The organism is Calyptranema fuscum S582, from assembly GCF_055793305.1.
Map to the genome: position 1 here is coordinate 91,470 of NZ_JBSLYH010000023.1, position 18,855 is coordinate 110,324.

The 18,855-nt window shown below is 47.1% G+C and carries 13 protein-coding genes; 4 read left to right on the forward strand and 9 right to left on the reverse strand.

Going from position 1 to position 18,855, the window contains the following annotated elements; translation table 11 throughout:
- Positions 1-22: 22 nt before the first annotated feature.
- On the reverse strand, positions 23-5,776 hold the full coding sequence (locus ACR6Z4_RS16780; RefSeq protein ID WP_479718445.1) for a LamG-like jellyroll fold domain-containing protein: 5,754 nt from the start codon (positions 5,774-5,776) through the stop codon (positions 23-25).
- Between the two features lie 292 nt (positions 5,777-6,068).
- On the opposite strand from ACR6Z4_RS16780, the gene ACR6Z4_RS16785 reads away from it, so the two are divergent.
- The 4 genes from ACR6Z4_RS16785 to ACR6Z4_RS16800 all read left to right on the forward strand — a co-directional run bounded on the left by ACR6Z4_RS16785 (position 6,069) and on the right by ACR6Z4_RS16800 (position 11,716).
- A complete protein-coding gene (locus ACR6Z4_RS16785; protein WP_479718446.1) occupies positions 6,069-7,505 on the forward strand; it encodes a pentapeptide repeat-containing protein in 1,437 nt (478 codons plus the stop codon).
- A complete protein-coding gene (locus ACR6Z4_RS16790; RefSeq protein WP_479718447.1) occupies positions 7,424-8,137 on the forward strand; it encodes a hypothetical protein in 714 nt (237 codons plus the stop codon). Before ACR6Z4_RS16785 ends, ACR6Z4_RS16790 begins: the two co-directional genes overlap by 82 nt.
- A gap of 311 nt (positions 8,138-8,448) precedes the next feature.
- Positions 8,449-10,398: a transposase gene (locus ACR6Z4_RS16795; RefSeq protein WP_479718448.1), complete on the forward strand. Its 1,950-nt coding sequence runs from the start codon at positions 8,449-8,451 to the stop codon at positions 10,396-10,398.
- A gap of 103 nt (positions 10,399-10,501) precedes the next feature.
- Positions 10,502-11,716 (forward strand): IS256 family transposase, encoded by a 1,215-nt coding sequence (locus ACR6Z4_RS16800; RefSeq protein WP_479718460.1) that lies wholly within the window; start codon positions 10,502-10,504, stop codon positions 11,714-11,716.
- Positions 11,717-11,721: 5 nt separating this feature from the next.
- Here the strand turns inward: ACR6Z4_RS16800 and ACR6Z4_RS16805 are convergent, their stop codons facing one another.
- The 8 genes from ACR6Z4_RS16805 to ACR6Z4_RS16840 all read right to left on the reverse strand — a co-directional run.
- Positions 11,722-12,315 carry a restriction endonuclease subunit S gene (locus ACR6Z4_RS16805; RefSeq protein ID WP_479718449.1) on the reverse strand — a complete coding sequence of 198 codons (594 nt, stop codon included), beginning with the start codon at positions 12,313-12,315 and terminating at the stop codon, positions 11,722-11,724.
- Complete coding sequence (locus ACR6Z4_RS16810; RefSeq protein ID WP_479718450.1) at positions 12,308-12,481, reverse strand: hypothetical protein; 174 nt, start codon at positions 12,479-12,481, stop codon at positions 12,308-12,310. Before ACR6Z4_RS16810 ends, ACR6Z4_RS16805 begins: the two co-directional genes overlap by 8 nt.
- Positions 12,482-12,514: 33 nt before the next feature.
- Positions 12,515-12,868: a type II toxin-antitoxin system PemK/MazF family toxin gene (locus tag ACR6Z4_RS16815; protein ID WP_479718451.1), complete on the reverse strand. Its 354-nt coding sequence runs from the start codon at positions 12,866-12,868 to the stop codon at positions 12,515-12,517.
- Complete coding sequence (locus ACR6Z4_RS16820) at positions 12,865-13,131, reverse strand: hypothetical protein (RefSeq protein ID WP_479718452.1); 267 nt, start codon at positions 13,129-13,131, stop codon at positions 12,865-12,867. Before ACR6Z4_RS16820 ends, ACR6Z4_RS16815 begins: the two co-directional genes overlap by 4 nt.
- 9 nt (positions 13,132-13,140) lie before the next feature.
- The gene (locus ACR6Z4_RS16825) at positions 13,141-13,707 is read right to left on the reverse strand and encodes a Uma2 family endonuclease (RefSeq protein ID WP_479718453.1); all 567 of its coding nucleotides are present in this window, start codon (positions 13,705-13,707) and stop codon (positions 13,141-13,143) included.
- Between the two features lie 23 nt (positions 13,708-13,730).
- On the reverse strand, positions 13,731-14,876 hold the full coding sequence (locus ACR6Z4_RS16830) for a hypothetical protein (RefSeq protein ID WP_479718454.1): 1,146 nt from the start codon (positions 14,874-14,876) through the stop codon (positions 13,731-13,733).
- 9 nt (positions 14,877-14,885) lie between these two features.
- Complete coding sequence (locus tag ACR6Z4_RS16835; RefSeq protein ID WP_479718455.1) at positions 14,886-16,433, reverse strand: type I restriction-modification system subunit M; 1,548 nt, start codon at positions 16,431-16,433, stop codon at positions 14,886-14,888.
- Positions 16,434-16,510: 77 nt separating this feature from the next.
- Positions 16,511-18,855, reverse strand: a 2,345-nt coding sequence (locus ACR6Z4_RS16840) for an NACHT domain-containing protein (protein WP_479718456.1), incomplete at its 5' end; no start/stop codon positions are given.

The following is an 18,855-nucleotide window of genomic DNA, read 5'->3' on the forward strand; positions in this document are numbered from 1 at the left end:
GTTTGGCAACGCTGTACTGATGCTAGGACGTTATCTCCTTGATGATATTGGGACAAGAGATTTTATTAATTCCTGTGACCTGCTTCAGCAAGAGTGCTTGATACAGCATCGCTGCCAACTCAGCTCGACTAATAGCTGATTTAAACTGCATCTGTAGTATTCCTTGCCAACTGACTATCAACCCAGCCTTTGTAGCAGTGGCAACGATTTGCTTAAATCTGGCATCAAAGGTATGCACATCACACGCGGCAGGATAAACCTTGAGGATCTGTGCCGTACGGGTTGGGCTTTCGAGGGGTAGCCGCAGACCACTGACCAGATAGGTAATTGTCCGAATGCGAGTCAGTGCCTGGTCTGGATAGATATGTTGGGTAGAAGAAGGAAAGGCAAACCCATATTGGCACGTTTCTAAAAGTGCCTGTCGTGCCCAATGTTGAGCATTGACATCTATTAATTTGGGTGGCATTTGTTTGGTAATGCCCATGACTTGCGCCCAATTGGTATGTTTGATGGCACTGCATACCATTGCCGCATATTCTGCTGCGTTTGTTTGATCGTCTGGTCGGAAGATTTTGTTATGGCTACCCTGGATGATTTGTAACGCTGCCAGCTCATTGATGAAATCCAATGCCCAATGCCCTTGAATATCGCTAAAACTAGGAGCCGCAGGAGTTGCTGGGCTGACGATATAGGGAGACGCGATCGCCTTTGCTTGTTTTAAGCTAACCAAGATCTGGTAGAACACGGCAGCCACTTCGGCGCGGGTAATCGGTTGGTTGGGGTTGAGTTGATGAACATCGGGATAGTTGACGATCCAGGAAAGATGGGTGGCGATAGCTACCACAGACTGATCGCTTGACTTGAGTTGGTTGCGATCGCGGTAAATCTTCAAAACATTAGTCTCATTCTTAGAAAAGCCAAAGCCATTGACCAGGTTGCGCCAGACTTCAATCCGGTTTAAGGTGCGACCCGGACAAACCATGCCATCTTCAGATGTCGGTACAAAGCCATATTGATATGCCTTTTGAATCGCCGGATATGCCCATTCAAATGCTGGCTTGACGTCAGAAAACTCGATAGCTGATTGTTTCACCTCCAGTGATGCGGCTTTCCTCAAATCCGCTTGATTGAGGATGGTCATCAGCATCGCGGCAAACTGCGCTGCGTTGACGGTTTCCTCTGGTTCATAGCGATCCTGTGTGATACCTGTGGGATTGAGCAGTTCAGTCACATAGCCTAAATCAGCCAACCCCTGGATAAAGTCGCGTGCCCAATGATCTTGAATGTCGGTTAATACGATAGTAGGTTGCACAATGAGGGGTGAATGGCTCCCTATCGAATCCTGGGTCGGAATTGGAAACCAGGTGACTCCTCCATTTACTCGACCAGATTGAGTCACTCGATTGCGCAGTTGGGTTGCGTGTCCTACAGGTTCTAATGCTTTATCCAGCCGCCAATAGCCCACCAGATCTGGCTCATTACCCTGCAATCGATAAAACATGGCTTTCCGGATCTGGGTTTGGGTGCGGGCGACTTGCCAGAGCCGGACATCGGCGATCGCGCCATTAAACCAAGGATGCACAGCCTCATCTTCAGCATGCCCACCTCCAATGTTGAGCGGTTGCTCTGGCGTACCCAGGGGTCCTGCAAACAGACCAAACGTTTTATAGCGTCCGCTAATTAAAACACTTTTAGATTGCCCCGTCACCGTAACAACATTTTGGCGATCGCCATCGATAAAGATTTCCAGTTCCCCAGTTAAATCTTCCGATTGATTGCTAGAGGGTTCAGGCAATGACCAACAACACGCCACATGGTGCCATGCCTGGTCACTGGGGGCATAATTTTGTGTATCAAAAATGATGGGCTTTTGATTGGCTTGCTGTAGGGTAATGCGAAGTCTACCCTCATACCATTCCAGACAATAGCCCCCTTGTTGGGAATCAAGTCGATGGACGATCCAACCATTATCCAGCGTGTGCTTGATCCAGGCTTCAATCGTGATCGCGTTTGTGAGATCTGAAACGTCTCCACATTCAATCCAATCATCCACGCCATCAAAGTAAACCGCAAAAGGTAAGGGTAGGGCTGGCGAATACTGCGTAATCCAGGTGGCACCCGAGACAATGCCATAGTCTTTGCTGACTAATTTTCCTTGAGTTGAAGCCTCCGAGCGGTTCGCTAGATTGCTAGCGGCAAGGTTATAGACTTTATTGCCAATGCCTTCTTCAAACCGCCAATAGCCGATCAGATCCTCCTCGTCTTGACTATTGAGGCGACGATGCATGTTTTTGCGAATGGTAGCTTGCTCATGGGCAGTTCGCCAAATTCTGACTTCTGCGATCGCCCCTTTAAAGAAGCCAGCACAGCTATCTTCCAGTAACGAAGAACTATAATCAGATTTAAAGCTACTCTCCTGATTACTCTTACCTGAATTGCCGTGTTGCGATAACCCACTTGAAAAGTTCATACCGCCCAAAAATGCTCCAATCAAAAGGGGGGGTGCAGGTTGATTGGAATTAAGTTCGGTTCTGACAGGTATAGGACTAGAAGGACTATCATCAGACCCATTTGATCCATTGATATAGATCGTTATGACATTACAATCTTCACTGAATTTGGCATCCGAGGGAATTTTAGGATTGATCGTAACCGCAACATGACTAAATTCATCAAAAGGCAATACTTGCTCCGTTTCGGCTGGCGCTGAAATTTGATTGGGATCATCCGAAACAATGGAAAAAGCCACACGATTATCATCGGTGATGTAAAAAATGTACTCGCCTTCTACTCCTTGGTGCAGCTTGCTGAGAATTGTGCCCCCTACTCCATCGGGGTGAGGGTTGACCCAAGCCTCAATCGTCAGTGGCTTAAGGCTAATGAGGCTGGCAGTGGCGTTCCATAACGAGAATGGGTCATTCTTCCGTAACAGTGGTGAGATGGAGGGATTAAACCGAATATTGCTTAAATATCCATCTTGATTTAAAAACGTGATGGGATTCAGCGTGTAAAAGCTCTCATTTTCGACTTTTTCGACTTTCCAAAGTTTTAACAAACCATCACTGGTGGCGGTTGCTAATATCTGACCATCTGGACTGAACTCAACATGATTAACGGCATCCATAGAACCTTGCAGCGTCGCGTTATGGGATAACCGTGGTAGTTCATCTCCATCGACTACTTGCCAGAGACGAACTGTACCATCCTCATGGGCAGTCGCCGCCAGAGGGGCCTTCCGATTAAACGCAATATGGTTGACGTCTGGATCTTCAGATGTTGTCTCATAACGGGTTTCCTGTTGCTTCCACGACCCATCGTTGGCACTAATATCGTTGAGATGCCAAAGGTTGAGGGTGCCGTCTTCGTGTCCCGAAGCCAAAAGTAACGTTGACTGACCATTGCTGCTCTCAAAATTGGCAAAACCCAAACTCTTTACGGCTGATGACGTTGTGTTATGGAGTTTGATGTTATGGAGTTTGAGATTATTTAAGTTTTTTGAGTCTATGCCATAAAACATATCAACGGTTCCATCGGGCAGACCGATCACCACGAAAAGATAATTGCTGGAGCTTTGACTTAAAGCGACACTCTGCACAGTAGACGGGTAGCTTTGTTGCCACAAAACCTTGCTGGTGTAGCGATCGCTGAGGCTTTCAGCTTTTGGCTTATCGGCAGTGATCTGCAACAGTATTACATCGCTACAGTCCGACCCATCCTCACTCTCGCCATCACTCACGATCGCTAATATATTGTGGTCTCGTTCAAAGCTGATACTGGTAATCGCAGCTCCCCATTCCACCCAAATATCGCTGGCTGGAATTGCGCTACCCGTCTTATCATCGGGTGCATTCAGGTCAATCAACCCAATCGTTCCGTATCCACCTGTGGCATAAATCAGGATGTTATCAAGGTAGTCCACCCAAATCAAAGGACTATCGTCCACGGCAAAAGATTTGACCTCTAAGCCACCCTGACTCCAGGCTTTAATCATGCCATCCTGGCTGGCGCTGACAAAGGCAATGATTTCATCTTCTTCCCCCTCAATTCCAGCATCGGCATTGACGTAGGCGCTGACCCCATCAAACTCTAACCCACACGGGAAGGGTGGATAGTTAAGCTGCTCCTTTGTGATCACATAATCAGCGATGAAATCTTTGAGTTTGGGTTGTTCAAACCGTTTTTGCTTCAGATCGTCAATAATCCGGTGAATTCTGATGCCTTGTTGCGCCGTAATGACAACCCCTGCACTAGAAGACGATGGTTCTTCTTGGGCTACGGCGGCGTGATGGAGAGCGATGAGTTGCCATTTATCGTTAAATACGGGGCTACCTGACGAGCCATAATCGGAGTCTGCCCGATATCTCAAGAAATCCCTAAATAGCCCACCATTAATAATTCGATTATCATTTAAAACTACCTGTTTATGTCGTCCCTTAGGGTGTTGGACAATAAAAACGGGATCGCCCGATATCTCGTTGAAAGTATCTTTGAGTTCCTTCGATTGCTGAATCTCCTGTTTGAGTTTCTCGATCTCGCTGGCTTTACGTCCTTTGGAAGGTTGAATCACAAATACTGTTTTCTGACCCGGTGTTTGCCCTTGCCTGATCACATAGTCTTTGCTACTGGGCAAGGATTTCAGAGCAAAGAGCAGTGTATTGTTTGCATCTGGCTGGTTCTTTTCGACTTGCAGCCAGAATAGTTCCGGCGTGGCGCTTTCCTCATCCTCAATGAGTTGCACCCAGCCAAATTCGTATCCCGGATGCCGTTTTAATCTGTCATATTTCAGTTGCACCAGGGTGTAATCGAGATATGGATTGGTGATAAAGAGACTGCGTGGATCTAGGAGGTAATCATCAGATTGCTGAACTACACCCGATTCATCTTGCACATAGTTGAATTGAGCAATACACTGTTCCGCAATTTTGGGACTTTGAATCACATGGTTATTAGTTAACAAATAGAAGTTAGAAACCAAAAAACCAGTGCCAATCGGAATCGGATTGAGTTTGATCAGATCGTTGTCGCTAATGTTTTTAAGCGCTCCTAAAAATCCCCAGAGAAAAATCTCATTCGCCAATTGATTAATTTGCTGCTCATTGATCTGCTGCTCATTGATTGACTGCTTGTTTAAGCAGATCTCTTGTGGGGATTGTTTGAGGGCAGTGGCTATGGTGTCAACAGAATGCAGCTTTTTAGGATTAATTGCTTTTTTGCCGTCGGCTGTGGTGTCTGAGATGATATCAATTGCCTGAGACCAGATAGAAGAGGATGGGAAAATTGAAAGGTTCAATTTGTCAATGTCAGTCAAATCTTCAAGCCGTTTCTGAAGCGATGTCCAAATCCTATCACCCGCCAAAATGACATCAGCAACGTCCGTTGGAATGGAAAAGAGTTCCTTGAGCTTGGCAATCGAATTGAAATTTTCCAGACTGATCGTTTCAGAAAGTTGAATTGTTTCAATAAAGCTAGAAAAGTCGCTGAGAGAAAACTCTCGTGCCAATCGACAAACGGCTAACGCTTGACGACTGCCCTGTTGCAGAAAAGAGACGGGTTCAAAATCAGGTTCATCGATGACAACACTAACCAAGGTGTTTTGTCGAGCCCGTTGCCGCTTATCCACGATCGCCATGATCTTCGCAATATCTTCTGGTGCTGTCTCAAGGCGATCGCTCACCTCACCAATGGTAGAAACGCGAAAATGACCAATTGAAAAATTGCCGTGATAGAACCAATATTCGGATCTTCGGTGCCCAGCATCATCAGGTTGAAGAGTCATAGGATGCACACCTGCCGCTATTAAGAGCAATGTTGCTGTTAATTATGGGTGAATGTGCAGGGTTAGACAATGGCATTTTGCCATTTCCTAAATCAAAATTTGGCTTACTATAGCCTTACGTAATCGAGTCAGGCTGGGTTGTGCATTAATACACTACCCTCCTGGGTTTGAGTGCGTAGCATCATACAACCTAGTACACCAAATCAAAAGTTTGGAAGGTGCTAGGAACGCAGCCCACACCCCATGTTGCAAAATGTAGTGTTTGCATGATTTCTTAAAGGCTAAATCAAGCATGCAAGCGAATCCATCCTCTCAATCCAGCCCTCACGATATCAGAGGTCAACGCTTTCGGCAGGATCAGCTCACTGCCGATCTGCGATGTGCGATCGCAGGTCATACGCGAGTTGGTAAACTGACATTAACGTTATTTGTTGGAGTACTACTGGCGATCGCGGGATTTTTTGCCAGTTTTCTGGGCAGTACAACCTACCTCAACATCCGCATCACCGCCTCGTTAGCATCTCTGGAATGGGTACTGATGACCTTCGTAGTCATAGTGGGTACGGTCACGTCAATCTATAAGCCCTGGTATGAAACACTGGTCGCGATTCTCGTAAGCACAGGCATATTGACCCTTGTTGCTCTTATTCTGGGGCAGTTCCATGTCCTACCGCCAGCGTTTCAACCAACCTCCGCCTTTGCCATTACCCTGTTCATTACTCTGCTATTGGGGCTACTGCTGAGCAATCTCAGCGGATTGATAACTCGGTTTGCGATCGCCCTGATGGATGTTTTATTTGGTTCTATCCGATTGTTTAAAGGCATGGGGATAGTTGTCCTGTGGATGGGAGGTATTTTAGGTTCACTCACTATCCTCTCTGACAAAGCCTCGCTTGCCGGTCAAGCTCTATTTAATTTGCCTGCCCCTCAACAAGCTCAGATCAAAACAGTAGCCCTTTTGGTTGGCTTGATGGTAAACCTGGGTATTGCCTGGAGTGCATGGCTAACGAATATTCGTCGGGGTGTACCTTTAGAACAAATCAGTTTCATTCGTACGCTGGCACTGGCAATCGGTTCCTGGCAGGGTACTTCATTTCGAGGATTAGATTTGAGTCACGTCAACTTGCAAGGGGCAGTATTGACCAATACGGATCTGCGGGCAAAAACGCTGCACCAGACTTGTTTTCAAGGTGTGATTGGACTGGAACGTGCTCGGGTCGATAGCCAATATCTGGATCTGGAAGAGATGAAGGTTCAGAAATTGCTGACGCATGGATGCTCGAAAGAACAAAATTTCAATCGATTGGTTTTGCGGGGTGCCTACCTCCAGGGTGCAGATTTGCGGCGCATGTCCTTTATCGATACAGATTTGACTGATGCCGATTTGACCAATGCCGATCTTCGAGGTGCAATTTTGGCGCGATCGCTGGTCATGGGAACTAATTTTACGAACGCCAGGCTCACAGGTATCTGCATCAAAGATTGGAGTGTGAATGAGCAGACGTGTTTTAAACAGGTTACTTGTGACTATATCTATCGAGAACTGGATGAAACAGGCGAACCGATGCGGCGCTATCCCACTGGACGAGATTTTGAGCCGGGTGAGTTTGCCGCACTGTTTGAAGAACCCGCCAATGAATTAGAACTGTGTTTAAGGGCGATTTTAACTACAACGCACTCAGCCTTGCTTTCTACAAGTTGCAGACGGATGAACCCGATTTGCAATTGAAATTAAACGGCATTGAACAACGAGGTGATTTGTGGATTGTGAAAGTAATCAGCACTAATCCTGAAATCGAGAAGTTATTGGAACAACGATTGACAGAGGCATATCAAGCTAGCGATCGCGAAAAACAATTAGAAGCTACCATTAAAGATTCAATTTACAAAGAATACAAAGAAACCAAAGCACGCTTGGCAGACAGCGAACAATTGATTCGACGATTAGCAGGCATTTCTGAAGTGCAAGCCGAAGCTTTAAAGAATCTCAGCAAGCAACCGTTTGGTAATAACTTTTATATTTCGGGTGGCACGATTACCAACCTGGCAGGGTCTGGTACCCTTACCTATACCGAAGCAGCACAGCAAATTCGTAGTGTCGTCGCCAAGAATCAAAATCCACCCCAATTTATTGAGGGTTTAAAGGGGTTGATCAAGCAGTTTCAAGAAACCCAGGTTGCTACCACTGCCTTGACGCAAGTCGAATTATTACAGCAACTTTTACTTAAAGAAGCAGAAGATGATGCTATCTTCAAATCCTTTTTACTACTTCAGGGGCAGCAAATTTTGGCAAGTTTACCGAAAGGGGCGATCGCCACAGCAATTCGAGCTGTATTGGTACAACTAAGCTCAAGGGCGTAAAGCATAAGTTACTAAGAGAGAGCCGCTTGGAGCGCGGCTCTCTCTCAGTAAACGTGGTCTACATAGGCGCGAAGCGCTATAGTTTTTGTCCATTTAAATAGTTAATTTCCAATTTAAATTAAAAACTTCACTTTCTATAGAACTCAATAAGAACCTCGAAATCCTTGCTTGGCAAGGATTTCGAGGCTATCCTCTGTTGCTTTATTCTCCGAGAAATCCTTAAATTTAATAGCTTCACAAATTTGCCAGTACTCCTGTATTATTTAAATTAAACTACTTCACTTTTCTCGAACGACTGTAGGAAAGTTGTTATGTCTACGCTAACTGTCTCAGAAACTGGCTCCCCCCTTGAAGTTTCAGAATTGCTAAAGGTGCAACAGAGTAGTCCCTCTATTCTCCTCAATGGAGTTTCGCCAGAAGTCCAGCAGAAGATCGATCTGATCGATGCAATCTTCCAAGCACCTGATAAACAAGCACGTAGAGCAGCCATTCTTCATGCTGCTGAGACGTTGGGCAAAACGACCCGCACCATTCGGTCAATGATGAATAAGGTCAAAGAGGAGGGAGTTGCCGCTCTTGGAGTTGGTCGTAAAGACGAAGGGCAATTCCGCATTTCTGATCAATGGTTTAAGTTTATTGTGAAGACTTATGAGTGGGGACGGCGTGACGGTTCTCGGATTAATATCAATGGTGTTTATGTTCATCTAGTCGCTCTGGCGTCTCAAAGAGAAGCATTGCAGGGTAAGAAATATGCCGATTGCTTCAAAGGTTTCCCAGAAGTCCTTGAAGATCTAGTTAAGGGAAAACATCCCTCTCATGTAACTGTTTACAAAGTTGTCAATTTTTATCTTGAACAAAAAAATAAGAAGGTTCGTCATCCTGGCTCACCTGCTGAAGGGCAAGTTATTCAAACTACTGAAGGAATTATAGAACTGACTCACAGCAATCAGGTTTGGCAATGTGACCATACCAAGCTTGATATTTTGCTGGTTGATGGAGAAGGGGAAGTGATTTTGCAGTGGGACGACCAGACACAGGATATTATCGGTCGTCCTTATATCACTTTGATCATGGATAGTTATTCTGGTTGTGTTGCGGGGTTTCATTTGGGATTTGAAGCCGCAGGCTCTCATGAAGTGGGTTTAGCACTGCGTCATGCTATATTGCCTAAGCATTATGGATCAGAATACGGGCTTCAGGAAGAATGGAATGTTTGCGGAGTACCAGAGTATTGGTTGACCGATCGAGCGAAAGAATTTAAGTCCAATCACTTGAAGCAAATTTCAATGCAGGTCGGCTTCAAGCGACGTTTACGAGCTTTTCCCTCAGCCGGAGGTTTGGTTGAAACTATTTTCGACAAAATTAATAAAGAGGTTCTATCTCATCTTCCAGGTTATACAGGTTCGAACATTGCGGGACGCCCTAAAGAAGCTGAGAAGCAAGCCTCTCTAACATTGGATGAGCTAGAAAAAGTATTGGTGCGATATTTTGTCGATCATTACAATCAACATGATTATCCGAGGATAGCAAATCAAAAGCGATTTGAGCGGTGGAAGGCAAGACTACTAATGGAACCGGAAATATTGAGTGAACGTGAACTCGATATCTGTTTAATGAAAGTAACCCATCGCAAAGTTGAAAAGTATGGCTGTGTTCGTTTTAAAGGGTTAGTGTATCAGGGAGACTGTCTCGTAGACTATGAAGGAGATGAAATTTCTCTCAAATATGACCAGCGCAACATCATGGCGCTTTTGGCTTACACACTCTCTAAACGTGATCGACCAGGAGAGTTCATTGGTGTCGTCTGTGCAAGAGATGTAAAAGATGATCAGGTTTCTCTAGAAGAACTGGAATGGCTGAAGCGAAAACTGCGTGAACGAGGACAAGCGGTTGACAATAGCTCCATTTGGGCTGAACGACTGGGTTTATATGATTGTATTGAGAAGAAGCGAAAATCTAAGAGACAACGTCGTAGGAAAGCTCAGGAACAGCGTAATCAAAAGACTAATGAATCGAAAGTGGTTGAACTATTTCCTCAAAATGCTGTTCCTGAGAATCAGTCGGATAATCTAGAAGATCTAATCCTTACTGTTCAAGATGCTGTTCTTGAGAATCAGCCGGATAATCTGGAAGATTCGACTCTGACTATCGATGAACCTGAAACTAGCGTTGTAAAGTCTATGCATCAACCAGCGAATCAAGCGATCGCATCGAATGTTGTTGCTTACGATTGGAACCAACTTTTAGAAGATAACTGGTAGCCTAGAGACTGTTCAAGATTTTGTGTAAGCGGTCTAAAATCCCAGTAATTCAGGAGACCGCATCAGGGCACGGAAGAAAAAAGAGACCAATCGCGTGGATGAGATGCTTGATGAGTTGTTGGCAGACTGCCAGACTCCAGAGGATATTTTGGGCGAATCGGGTTTACTCAAACAACTGAGCAAACGGCTGATTGAACGAGCCTTAGCGGGGGAGCTGAACCACCACCTCAAGTCCGAGACCAGTGAGCTTGACGACCCAGAACCAGAGAGCCCACCTCGGAGTAATAGCCGTAATGGCTACTCCAAGAAGACCATCCAGTCAGACCATGGTGAGATGGACTTAGCGATCCCACGAGACCGTAACGGCGAGTTTGAACCCGTCCTGGTACCCAAGCACCAACGACGGTTAGCCGGACTCGATGAGAAGATTCTGGTGCTGTATGCGCGAGGGTTAAGCACTCGAGACATCAGTGCTCAGTTGGAAGAACTCTATGGTGTCAACATCTCACCTGCTCTCATCAGTGAGGTGACTGACACCGTCAGCAACGAAGTGAAAGCCTGGCAGGTGCGTCCTTTAGATGAGGTGTACCCCATCCTTTACCTGGATGCTTTGTACGTCAATATCAAAGTTTCTGGACGTGTCAGTAAACGAGCCGTGTACGTGGTTTTGGGCGTCAACTGCGAGGGCAACAAGGAGCTTTTGGGGTTGTGGATTGGAGAGGCCGAAGCCGAAGGAGCCAAGTTCTGGTTGAAAGTACTGACAGATTTGAAGAACAGAGGATTGAAGGATATTCTGATTGCCTGCTGTGATGGACTGGTGGGCTTTCCCCAGGCGATTGAGGCACTGTATCCCAAAACTCAGGTGCAACTGTGTATCGTGCATCTGATTCGCAACTGCCTGCGCTACGTCCCCTGGAAGGACTCCAAGGCAGTAGCAGCAGACCTCAAGCCGATTTATCAAGCCGCCACGCTTGAGGAGGCAGAAGCGGCCCTGGATGCGTTTTCGGTTAAATGGGATGCCCTTTATCCGGCGATTAGCCAGATTTGGATTCGGCATTGGGAGAACATTATTCCTATCTTTGACTATCCAATGGATATTCGCAAAGTCATCTACACCACCAATGCGATTGAGTCGCTGAATCGCTCGTTGCGCAAGGTAATTAAGACTAAAGCAGTGTTTCCAGATGAGGAGTCTGTGTTCAAGTTGATGTATTTGGCAATGAACAACATTGCCAAGCGATGGAACCGACCGATTAAAAATTGGAAGGCAGCCTTGTCACATTTTGCTATCCTATTTCCAGGACGCTTCAACTATTGACGATCTCAAGGCTTACACAAAAAATAGAACACTCTCATCGTAAAAACATTGGCGATTCCAGCACGTTCACTTGGTTGCGGGAAAGGAATTAGAAAACCACGCAATTGCTCATAATTCAGTCCCTCACGATTACCACCAGCATTTAGCTTATCTATTTGTGACTGCCCGATTGGTGAAGATAGCACAGAGGATAAGAAAATAGCATCTTCGTGGCAGGGATTAGGCAACCGAATCGCGCAGACGTGCTGATTTACATTAGCAATGCCAAGCCCTTCTGGCATTGGACAACAGCGACCTATTGATGCACCTGTAATATTCAACAGTACATCATGAGCAAAAATCTCACTACGACTCATGCTCTCATGTGTTCGTTCATCAATATGTGCTACATCATTCAGAATCAATCCGTTGAAAGTAACATTCTGGCTACGGATAAAAAGAATTCCCTCTTCTTTGTAAACATTGCTTCCTCCTCTAGGAGTTAAACCACTGCCTACATGAACAGCGATCTCATCAATCGAAACAATATCCCAATCAGAGGGGAACTCACCGATAGGCGTATTCTTAAAATCTTTAATTTGGTTACGGGTCTTAGGCATACCCCAACCCCTTCAAAAACGTATCTAACTGCTTTGCTGACTCATCCCGCTCTGCCTCAATATCTCGCAGCGTCACCCGATACTTATCCCACCAGTTCTCAACTGCCGCAATCACCTGTTGCCGATGTGCCACCCCATACTGCTCCAGTTCCATCTCCTCATCCATCACATTTCTACCTCTGTTTGAAGGATTTACTACTCAGGAACTGTGACCAGCCAAATCCAACGCGATCGCCAATGCTTGATTAAGCTGCACCAGTGTCTCACTGGATAATGTTCCCCTGTGACGTAACAGCCGAGTTTTTGCCAGTACACGCACTTGCTCAGCCAGAGCGATCGAATCGTTGGCTAACCCGCCCTCGGGTGCGGAAATCAATACCTGACTGGGATAAATCCGCCGACCTGAGCGGTAGGTTGTACAGGGAACTGCAAGAATCACGGAACTTGCTGCATTGATGGCATCTCGGCTAACAACAATCACTGGACGGGTTCCTGCTTGTTCTGACCCTTCTGTTGGATCAAGGCGAGCATCATAGACCTCTCCCCGTTTCATAGCTCAGCCTCGATCGCCTGTAATGCCTCCCATTGAGCCGGTGCAAATTCTGCTTCAATTTGGCGTGCCTCTGCCTGATACTCTGCATCATCTGCCATCTCGGCAAAGGCAGCGTCAATTTCATGGGTAGAGGACACTGGCGAATCAATTCGCTCATCAATGACCAGCACAACTCGGTGTTGACCGGGTGGAATATCCGCAGGCAACTGAAGCGTGAGTTTGCCATCAGCCGAGACGGTTACGGTAGTTTCGATCGATCGCATGGCGTCTCCTTATCCCTCCACTTCTAATCTAAAACCCGGTAAAACCGCTTCACCCGACAACACCGTAGGCATCGCCACCGCCTCCGCAGGCTGTCCAGGGCGATAAATTTCTACCTGCTGCTCCTGTGGGTTAATTAACCACCCCAATTGCAAACCACTATCCAGATATTCCTGCATCTTCTCCTGAAGAGGTTTGATGCGATCGGTTCTAGACCGCAGTTCGATCACAAAATCGGGACAAATTGGCGGAAACGTTTCCCGTTCCTCTGGCGTTAGGGCTTCCCAGCGATCGCGCCGCACCCAAGCCACATCGGGAGAGCGATCGCCCCCACCCGGCAAGCTGAAAATGGTAGACGAACTGAACACTACACCCAATCGAGTTTGACGATTCCAAATAATCACATCACCAATTAAATTGGCTTCCCAACTACCACTTTCTCCACCAACTGGGGACACGATAATCAACTCTCCTCTAGGCGATCGTTCTAATGGAATATCACGGTTTACCATGCACAGTTGATAAAACTGCTCACGGGTCAGTTGAGTGATGGGTGATAAATCCAGGACTGTGCTCATTTCGTTGTCCCTCATCCATGCCTTTACCTTTCAGCGTATCCCAACCCTTGCAAAAATCGATCGAGCTGTTTCGCAGCTGCATCTCGCTCTGTTTCGATGTCTCGCAGCGTCACGCGATACTTATCCCACCAGTTCTCAACTGCCGTAATCACCTGTTGCCGATGCGCCACCACATACCGCTCCAGTTCCGATCGCAACCCCTCCTTGAAAATTACCAGCACCGTCTCCTGACAGTCTGCCTCCGCCAATGCCTGCCGTTTCTGCTTCAGGCGATCGATCAACTCCTCCTTCAACCGTCTCAGCGTACCCTTCGCCTCTGACAATTGCTTCTTGATTTCGTTGTAAGGCTCCAGCTTCGCCTCAATCTCGGCAATCTCTGCCTCCACCGGAGCAATTCCCAATTCCAACTCTGCTAACTCCTGCTCCAACACCGTCGTATCCTTGCCCAACTTCTTCAGAGCGGCGATCGACTCGCCATCCTTCACACTCGCTCCCCGCTTCAGCCACTTGATCCGCTGCTGAGAGTCCTTAATCGACGCTTTCAACTGCTTGCGCCGATGCTCCAACTCCTTCACCACATTCACCGCTTCGCCCTCTTCCTCCTCCGACCCTTCGCCCTCAGATTCATCATCCTCACCCCGCTCAAACGCCTCTTTTTGCTGCTCCAACTCCGCGATCGTTGCCTCCGCGTTGGCAATCTCCTCCAGGTAATCGGGCAAAAGCTGCAACACCAGCTTGTGGTTCAACGGGTCAAACTTCTCTCGACTGCTTTTCGTCGTGCCCTCGTCATCCTCCTCCGGCTTCAGGGCATCAGCGATCGTATCCACCCAGCTATCCACCAAACCACCAAAGCCCGATTCTGAGAGGGTACGTAGTTCATACTTCACTTCATCCCACCAACTCGCCACCACCCCCGACACCTTGAAGCGATCGAGCAACCCGATCGGCTCCAACACCAGCCCAAATGAACCCAGCAATTCAGTTCGTAACTCCATCACGGCATGGCTGGTTGGCAATAGCTGCAATCCCGACGAGTGATTCGTCCACCACCGTTCAAACGCCCCATAAAGCTTACCTTCTTGTGCCTGTACTCCCGGATCAGTCTCAATCAAGGGTTTAATCTGGGCGCGATCGGTGATGTTTAAGGCGAAATCTAGATACTCGTTCATCTTGTTCTTTTAAAACCCGTGTTCCACAAAAATCCGTTCCGGGTCAAGCCCATGTGCCGTGAGCAACTGACACTTTGCCTCGACCTCAGCTTTGGGGATGCCTCCCAACAGGTGCGATCGCACATTATGCGGTTCTGGAGGTGGGGCATTGTCAGCATAACGGCGAATATTGCAGTTGTAGTCGTTGTCCTTCAAGTCCTGTTTCTCTACCACCGCCGCATAGCCCGGAATCGGCTGAAACTGCTCAAACGCATAGACCATCTTCTCGATATGTTCTGGACGCAGATAATTCTGGGCACGACCCGCATGAAACTCAGCATCCGCATTGATAAACAGCACCTTCCCCTGCCGCTCTGCTGCCTTCGCCCCTTTCGGACGCATTACCAGAATGCAAGCCGGAATTCCCGTGCCATAGAACAGATTTGGCGGCAAGCCAATCACCGCTTCCAGATGATCCTGCTCAATCAAGCTCTGGCGGATCTTCTTCTCCTCCCCACCCCGAAACAGCACCCCATGCGGCATCACCGTTGCCATCATCCCATCCGACTTCAGTACCGATAGCATATGCTGGGCAAACATCAGGTCTGCCTTCTTGCCGCTCTCCGGGCACCATCCGTGGGTGAAGCGGTTCTGGAACTCCATGCCCTCCTGGCTGTAGTTCTGGGAAAAGGGCGGATTACTGAGGACGCGATCGAACCGCATCAACTCCCCATCTGACACATGCAGGGGATTGGCTAAGGTGTCATCATTCTCAATTTGGGCATCCCGGATCCCATGCAACAGCATATTGATCTTACAGATTGCCCAAACCCCGCCATTATTATCCTGCCCATACAGGGCTAAATTGCCAGAATTACCGCCACACTCCTCCACAGATTGCTTCGACTGGATCAGCATTCCACCCGACCCGACACAGGGATCATACACCGACATCCCTTCCCTCGGCTTCACCAGCCGTACCATCAACTGCACCACTTCACGCGGCGTATAAAACTCTCCGCCCTTCTTACCTGCCGAGTCGGCAAACTCCGCAATCAAATACTCGTATGCCGCCCCCAACAAATCTGGGAAAACAAAATCCTCATTTCGCAGACGATATTTGTTGAAATGCTTGATCAGCTTCTTCAAATTCAGGTCGGAAATGCGGCTCTTTCCCATCTGGCGATTAAAGTCAATATGCCCCAACACCCCAGCCAAGGACTGATTCGCTTCCTCCAAAGCCTCCAGAGCCTTGTTCAGCCCATCACTTACCCCAGACGATCGCTGTCCCACCTCATCCCGGATATATGCCCACCGTGCCTTCTCTGGCACAAAAAACGTCTCTCGATAGCTCAAAGCACTCTCTGCCCGCTTCCTGGCTTCTTCCTCACTGCGTCCCCGTGTCAAATTCTCCTGAATGATCTCCTGATACCGCTTCTCAAACACATCAGAAGCCCGCTTCAGGAACAGCATCCCAAAAATGTACTCCTTGAAATCCGAAGCATCCATCTTGCCCCGCAGAATATCCGCCGCCGCAAATAGATGCCGTTCCAGTTGAGGAAGTGTGAGTTTCGCCATTTTCCCTAACGTAGCCGCTTCTAACCTTTCCAATTAAGCATAGGCGATCGCCCAAAACCTCCATCTATCAAAATTCTTCAAGATTGCTCCAGCTTCTTAATCTGCTCCTGTGCCCATTCCCGCAATTGCTCGTCGGGATCGTTGATGGCGCGATCGTGTAAGAGTTCGATCGTTTTTGGGTAGGTAGGATAATTTCTGAGCAAAGACTCTAGTACAGTTTTACGCGGATTATCTTCTCCATCTTTTTCGGAAATAAATGAGTCATTTTTAGCAGCGCTATGTAGTAGCTCAAATACTTCGGGATCACTTGAAAAAAAGTGAGCTAATGCACTCACAGATACCACTTTAATATCGCTATGCTCATGCTCATTCTTCAAACAATTTTTGAGTAGAAGTAAAGTTTCAGGATCATCTTGGTAATTCTCAGCCATTACCCAAATAGCTACTTCTCGTAAATAGGTATAGGCATCTCGCTGTAATTTTTTTAGAAACGGTAGTAAGTCGGGATGGTTGGAATGATACTTCCCAAGCATTTGCACAGCTGTCCACTTCGATCCTGCGAACTGATCAACCGAACTGAGTCCATCATAATAATCATAATAAATGCAATCTTTTAACCAAAAATAAGCTTCCGAATCTCCTCTCCATATTTCAGCAATGATTTCAATAAACTCAATAATAGTGTTCGATGCCCACTCTAATCTATCGTAATCTATGTCTTCCTCATCTCCCTCATAAAAGAGAGTATACGTATCCTTCACATATTGATTGATGTACATACGCATCCACTGTAGATGCTTTAGAAGCTTTCGTGAGATATCTTGAATATCTAAGCAATTACCGGCTTCTCCAAGACAGTAAGCTGCTAGAAATAGGTTAGCAAAACCTCTTTTCTCTCCCAAATGATGCCATCTTAAAAATTCGACGATTGCCCCCACAAATTTCGCATCAATCATTCCACAGATTAACCGTAGTACTTCATGCCAAGTTTCGTCCTGCCAGTGTTTCCCAAACACCTCATCCCGTAACTGTTCAAAGCTGATCAATCGCTGTTTCTCAAATCGATTTACAATCTCCGAAGCACAGAAATATTCCAAAAATGCGCGATGGACAAATCCGTAAGTATCCGCACCTCGATAGCAGAGAATAAAGTTACGCTCTCGTAATTGTTGAATCAACCGATCAGCCTTCTCACGAGGTTCACTAAAGCCCTGATCGCGTAGATGATCCGTCAGAATCCGCGTCAACCGATCGACACCAATTAAATTTCCCTTCAGTCCCTCCTCCCCTGCCTGCATTTCATAGGCAATCAGGCGCAGCATCTCCTGCTTTTCTCGCCGCCCGATCGCATCCATCGGCAACTGTAACCGCTTATGATCCACATCCCAGTGGTATAACAACACCCGTGAAGCCTGGTCATAGAGATCTGCTCGATCGCGCGGTAACTCCTGCCGTCGATTCAGGATTGCCATCATCGTTAATAGCAGAGGATTGTCGGCAAGGTTTTCAATGGCTTTGGAATTGGCGATCGCATTCTTCAATCGCTGCTTCAATCGTGCCTTATCCAAATCACTGCCCATTGCCAGGTCATACCAGCGATCGATAAACTCATGAATCTCGGTTTCATCAAGGGATTGGATGGTAAATTGACGGAACCCAGCATGTTGAAAGCGTTCTGGGTTGTAGCCAATGATCCGCGAGGTAACTAAAACCCTGGCTTGGGGATACTGTTGGGCAAAGCGAATAATGTCATCGATCACTGTAGATTGAGTGGGGCGATCGAACACCTCATCCAGCCCATCAAACATAAAAAGCGTGGGGTTCTCCAACAAATGCTGATGGAGCTGCTGCTGGTCAAACTGCCAGTCTGCCCCACGCCCACGATGCAGAAACTCCAGAAAGTTTGCCGATTGAGCCAGCACATATTCCCGTAACTCAATCAATAACGGCAAGGTTTCCGTTTTGCCCTCCACCCAATCCAATGCAAGATACTGCAACAGAGTAGACTTCCCTGCTCCCGGATCACCCAGAATTACCGCATGTTGAGCCTCTGCGACTGCCTCTAATACCTTCCGGGCTGGCTGTTCAAAATACTCACGTCGATAGTGTTCTAATGCTTCAGGCGATAAATCATCCAGTTGTCCCTGTTCTTGCAGTTGTCGCTTCAAGTCCAAAGGTAGTTCATAGCGCATCGGTGGCAATGCCTCTCTCACCGTCTGCTCAATGAACATGTTCCACAGCTTGATGGTATCGGCGCGATCCGTGCTGTCGAGGATGTACAGCTTCAGATAGCCATAGCTGCACTGCAAACTGTTTCGGTATTTAGCAACATCGAAACCCGGTGACAGTTGGGTTGTGTTCCGGGCGATTTCTTCTAAAAGCTCGGTGTCAAGAAGCGATCGCAATTCGGCATCAGCTTTGA

What these genes read in the sequence shown, in the direction of transcription:
- ACR6Z4_RS16780 (WP_479718445.1), bottom strand. Translation starts at nt 5,776, where the DNA reads ATGACTCTTCAACCTGATGATGCTGGGCACCGAAGATCCGAATATTGG.
- ACR6Z4_RS16785 (WP_479718446.1), top strand. Translation starts at nt 6,069, where the DNA reads ATGCAAGCGAATCCATCCTCTCAATCCAGCCCTCACGATATCAGAGGT.
- ACR6Z4_RS16795 (WP_479718448.1), top strand. Translation starts at nt 8,449, where the DNA reads ATGTCTACGCTAACTGTCTCAGAAACTGGCTCCCCCCTTGAAGTTTCA.
- ACR6Z4_RS16800 (WP_479718460.1), top strand. Translation starts at nt 10,502, where the DNA reads ATGCTTGATGAGTTGTTGGCAGACTGCCAGACTCCAGAGGATATTTTG.
- ACR6Z4_RS16805 (WP_479718449.1), bottom strand. Translation starts at nt 12,315, where the DNA reads ATGCCTAAGACCCGTAACCAAATTAAAGATTTTAAGAATACGCCTATC.
- ACR6Z4_RS16810 (WP_479718450.1), bottom strand. Translation starts at nt 12,481, where the DNA reads ATGGATGAGGAGATGGAACTGGAGCAGTATGGGGTGGCACATCGGCAA.
- ACR6Z4_RS16815 (WP_479718451.1), bottom strand. Translation starts at nt 12,868, where the DNA reads ATGAAACGGGGAGAGGTCTATGATGCTCGCCTTGATCCAACAGAAGGG.
- ACR6Z4_RS16820 (WP_479718452.1), bottom strand. Translation starts at nt 13,131, where the DNA reads ATGCGATCGATCGAAACTACCGTAACCGTCTCGGCTGATGGCAAACTC.
- ACR6Z4_RS16825 (WP_479718453.1), bottom strand. Translation starts at nt 13,707, where the DNA reads ATGAGCACAGTCCTGGATTTATCACCCATCACTCAACTGACCCGTGAG.
- ACR6Z4_RS16830 (WP_479718454.1), bottom strand. Translation starts at nt 14,876, where the DNA reads ATGAACGAGTATCTAGATTTCGCCTTAAACATCACCGATCGCGCCCAG.
- ACR6Z4_RS16835 (WP_479718455.1), bottom strand. Translation starts at nt 16,433, where the DNA reads ATGGCGAAACTCACACTTCCTCAACTGGAACGGCATCTATTTGCGGCG.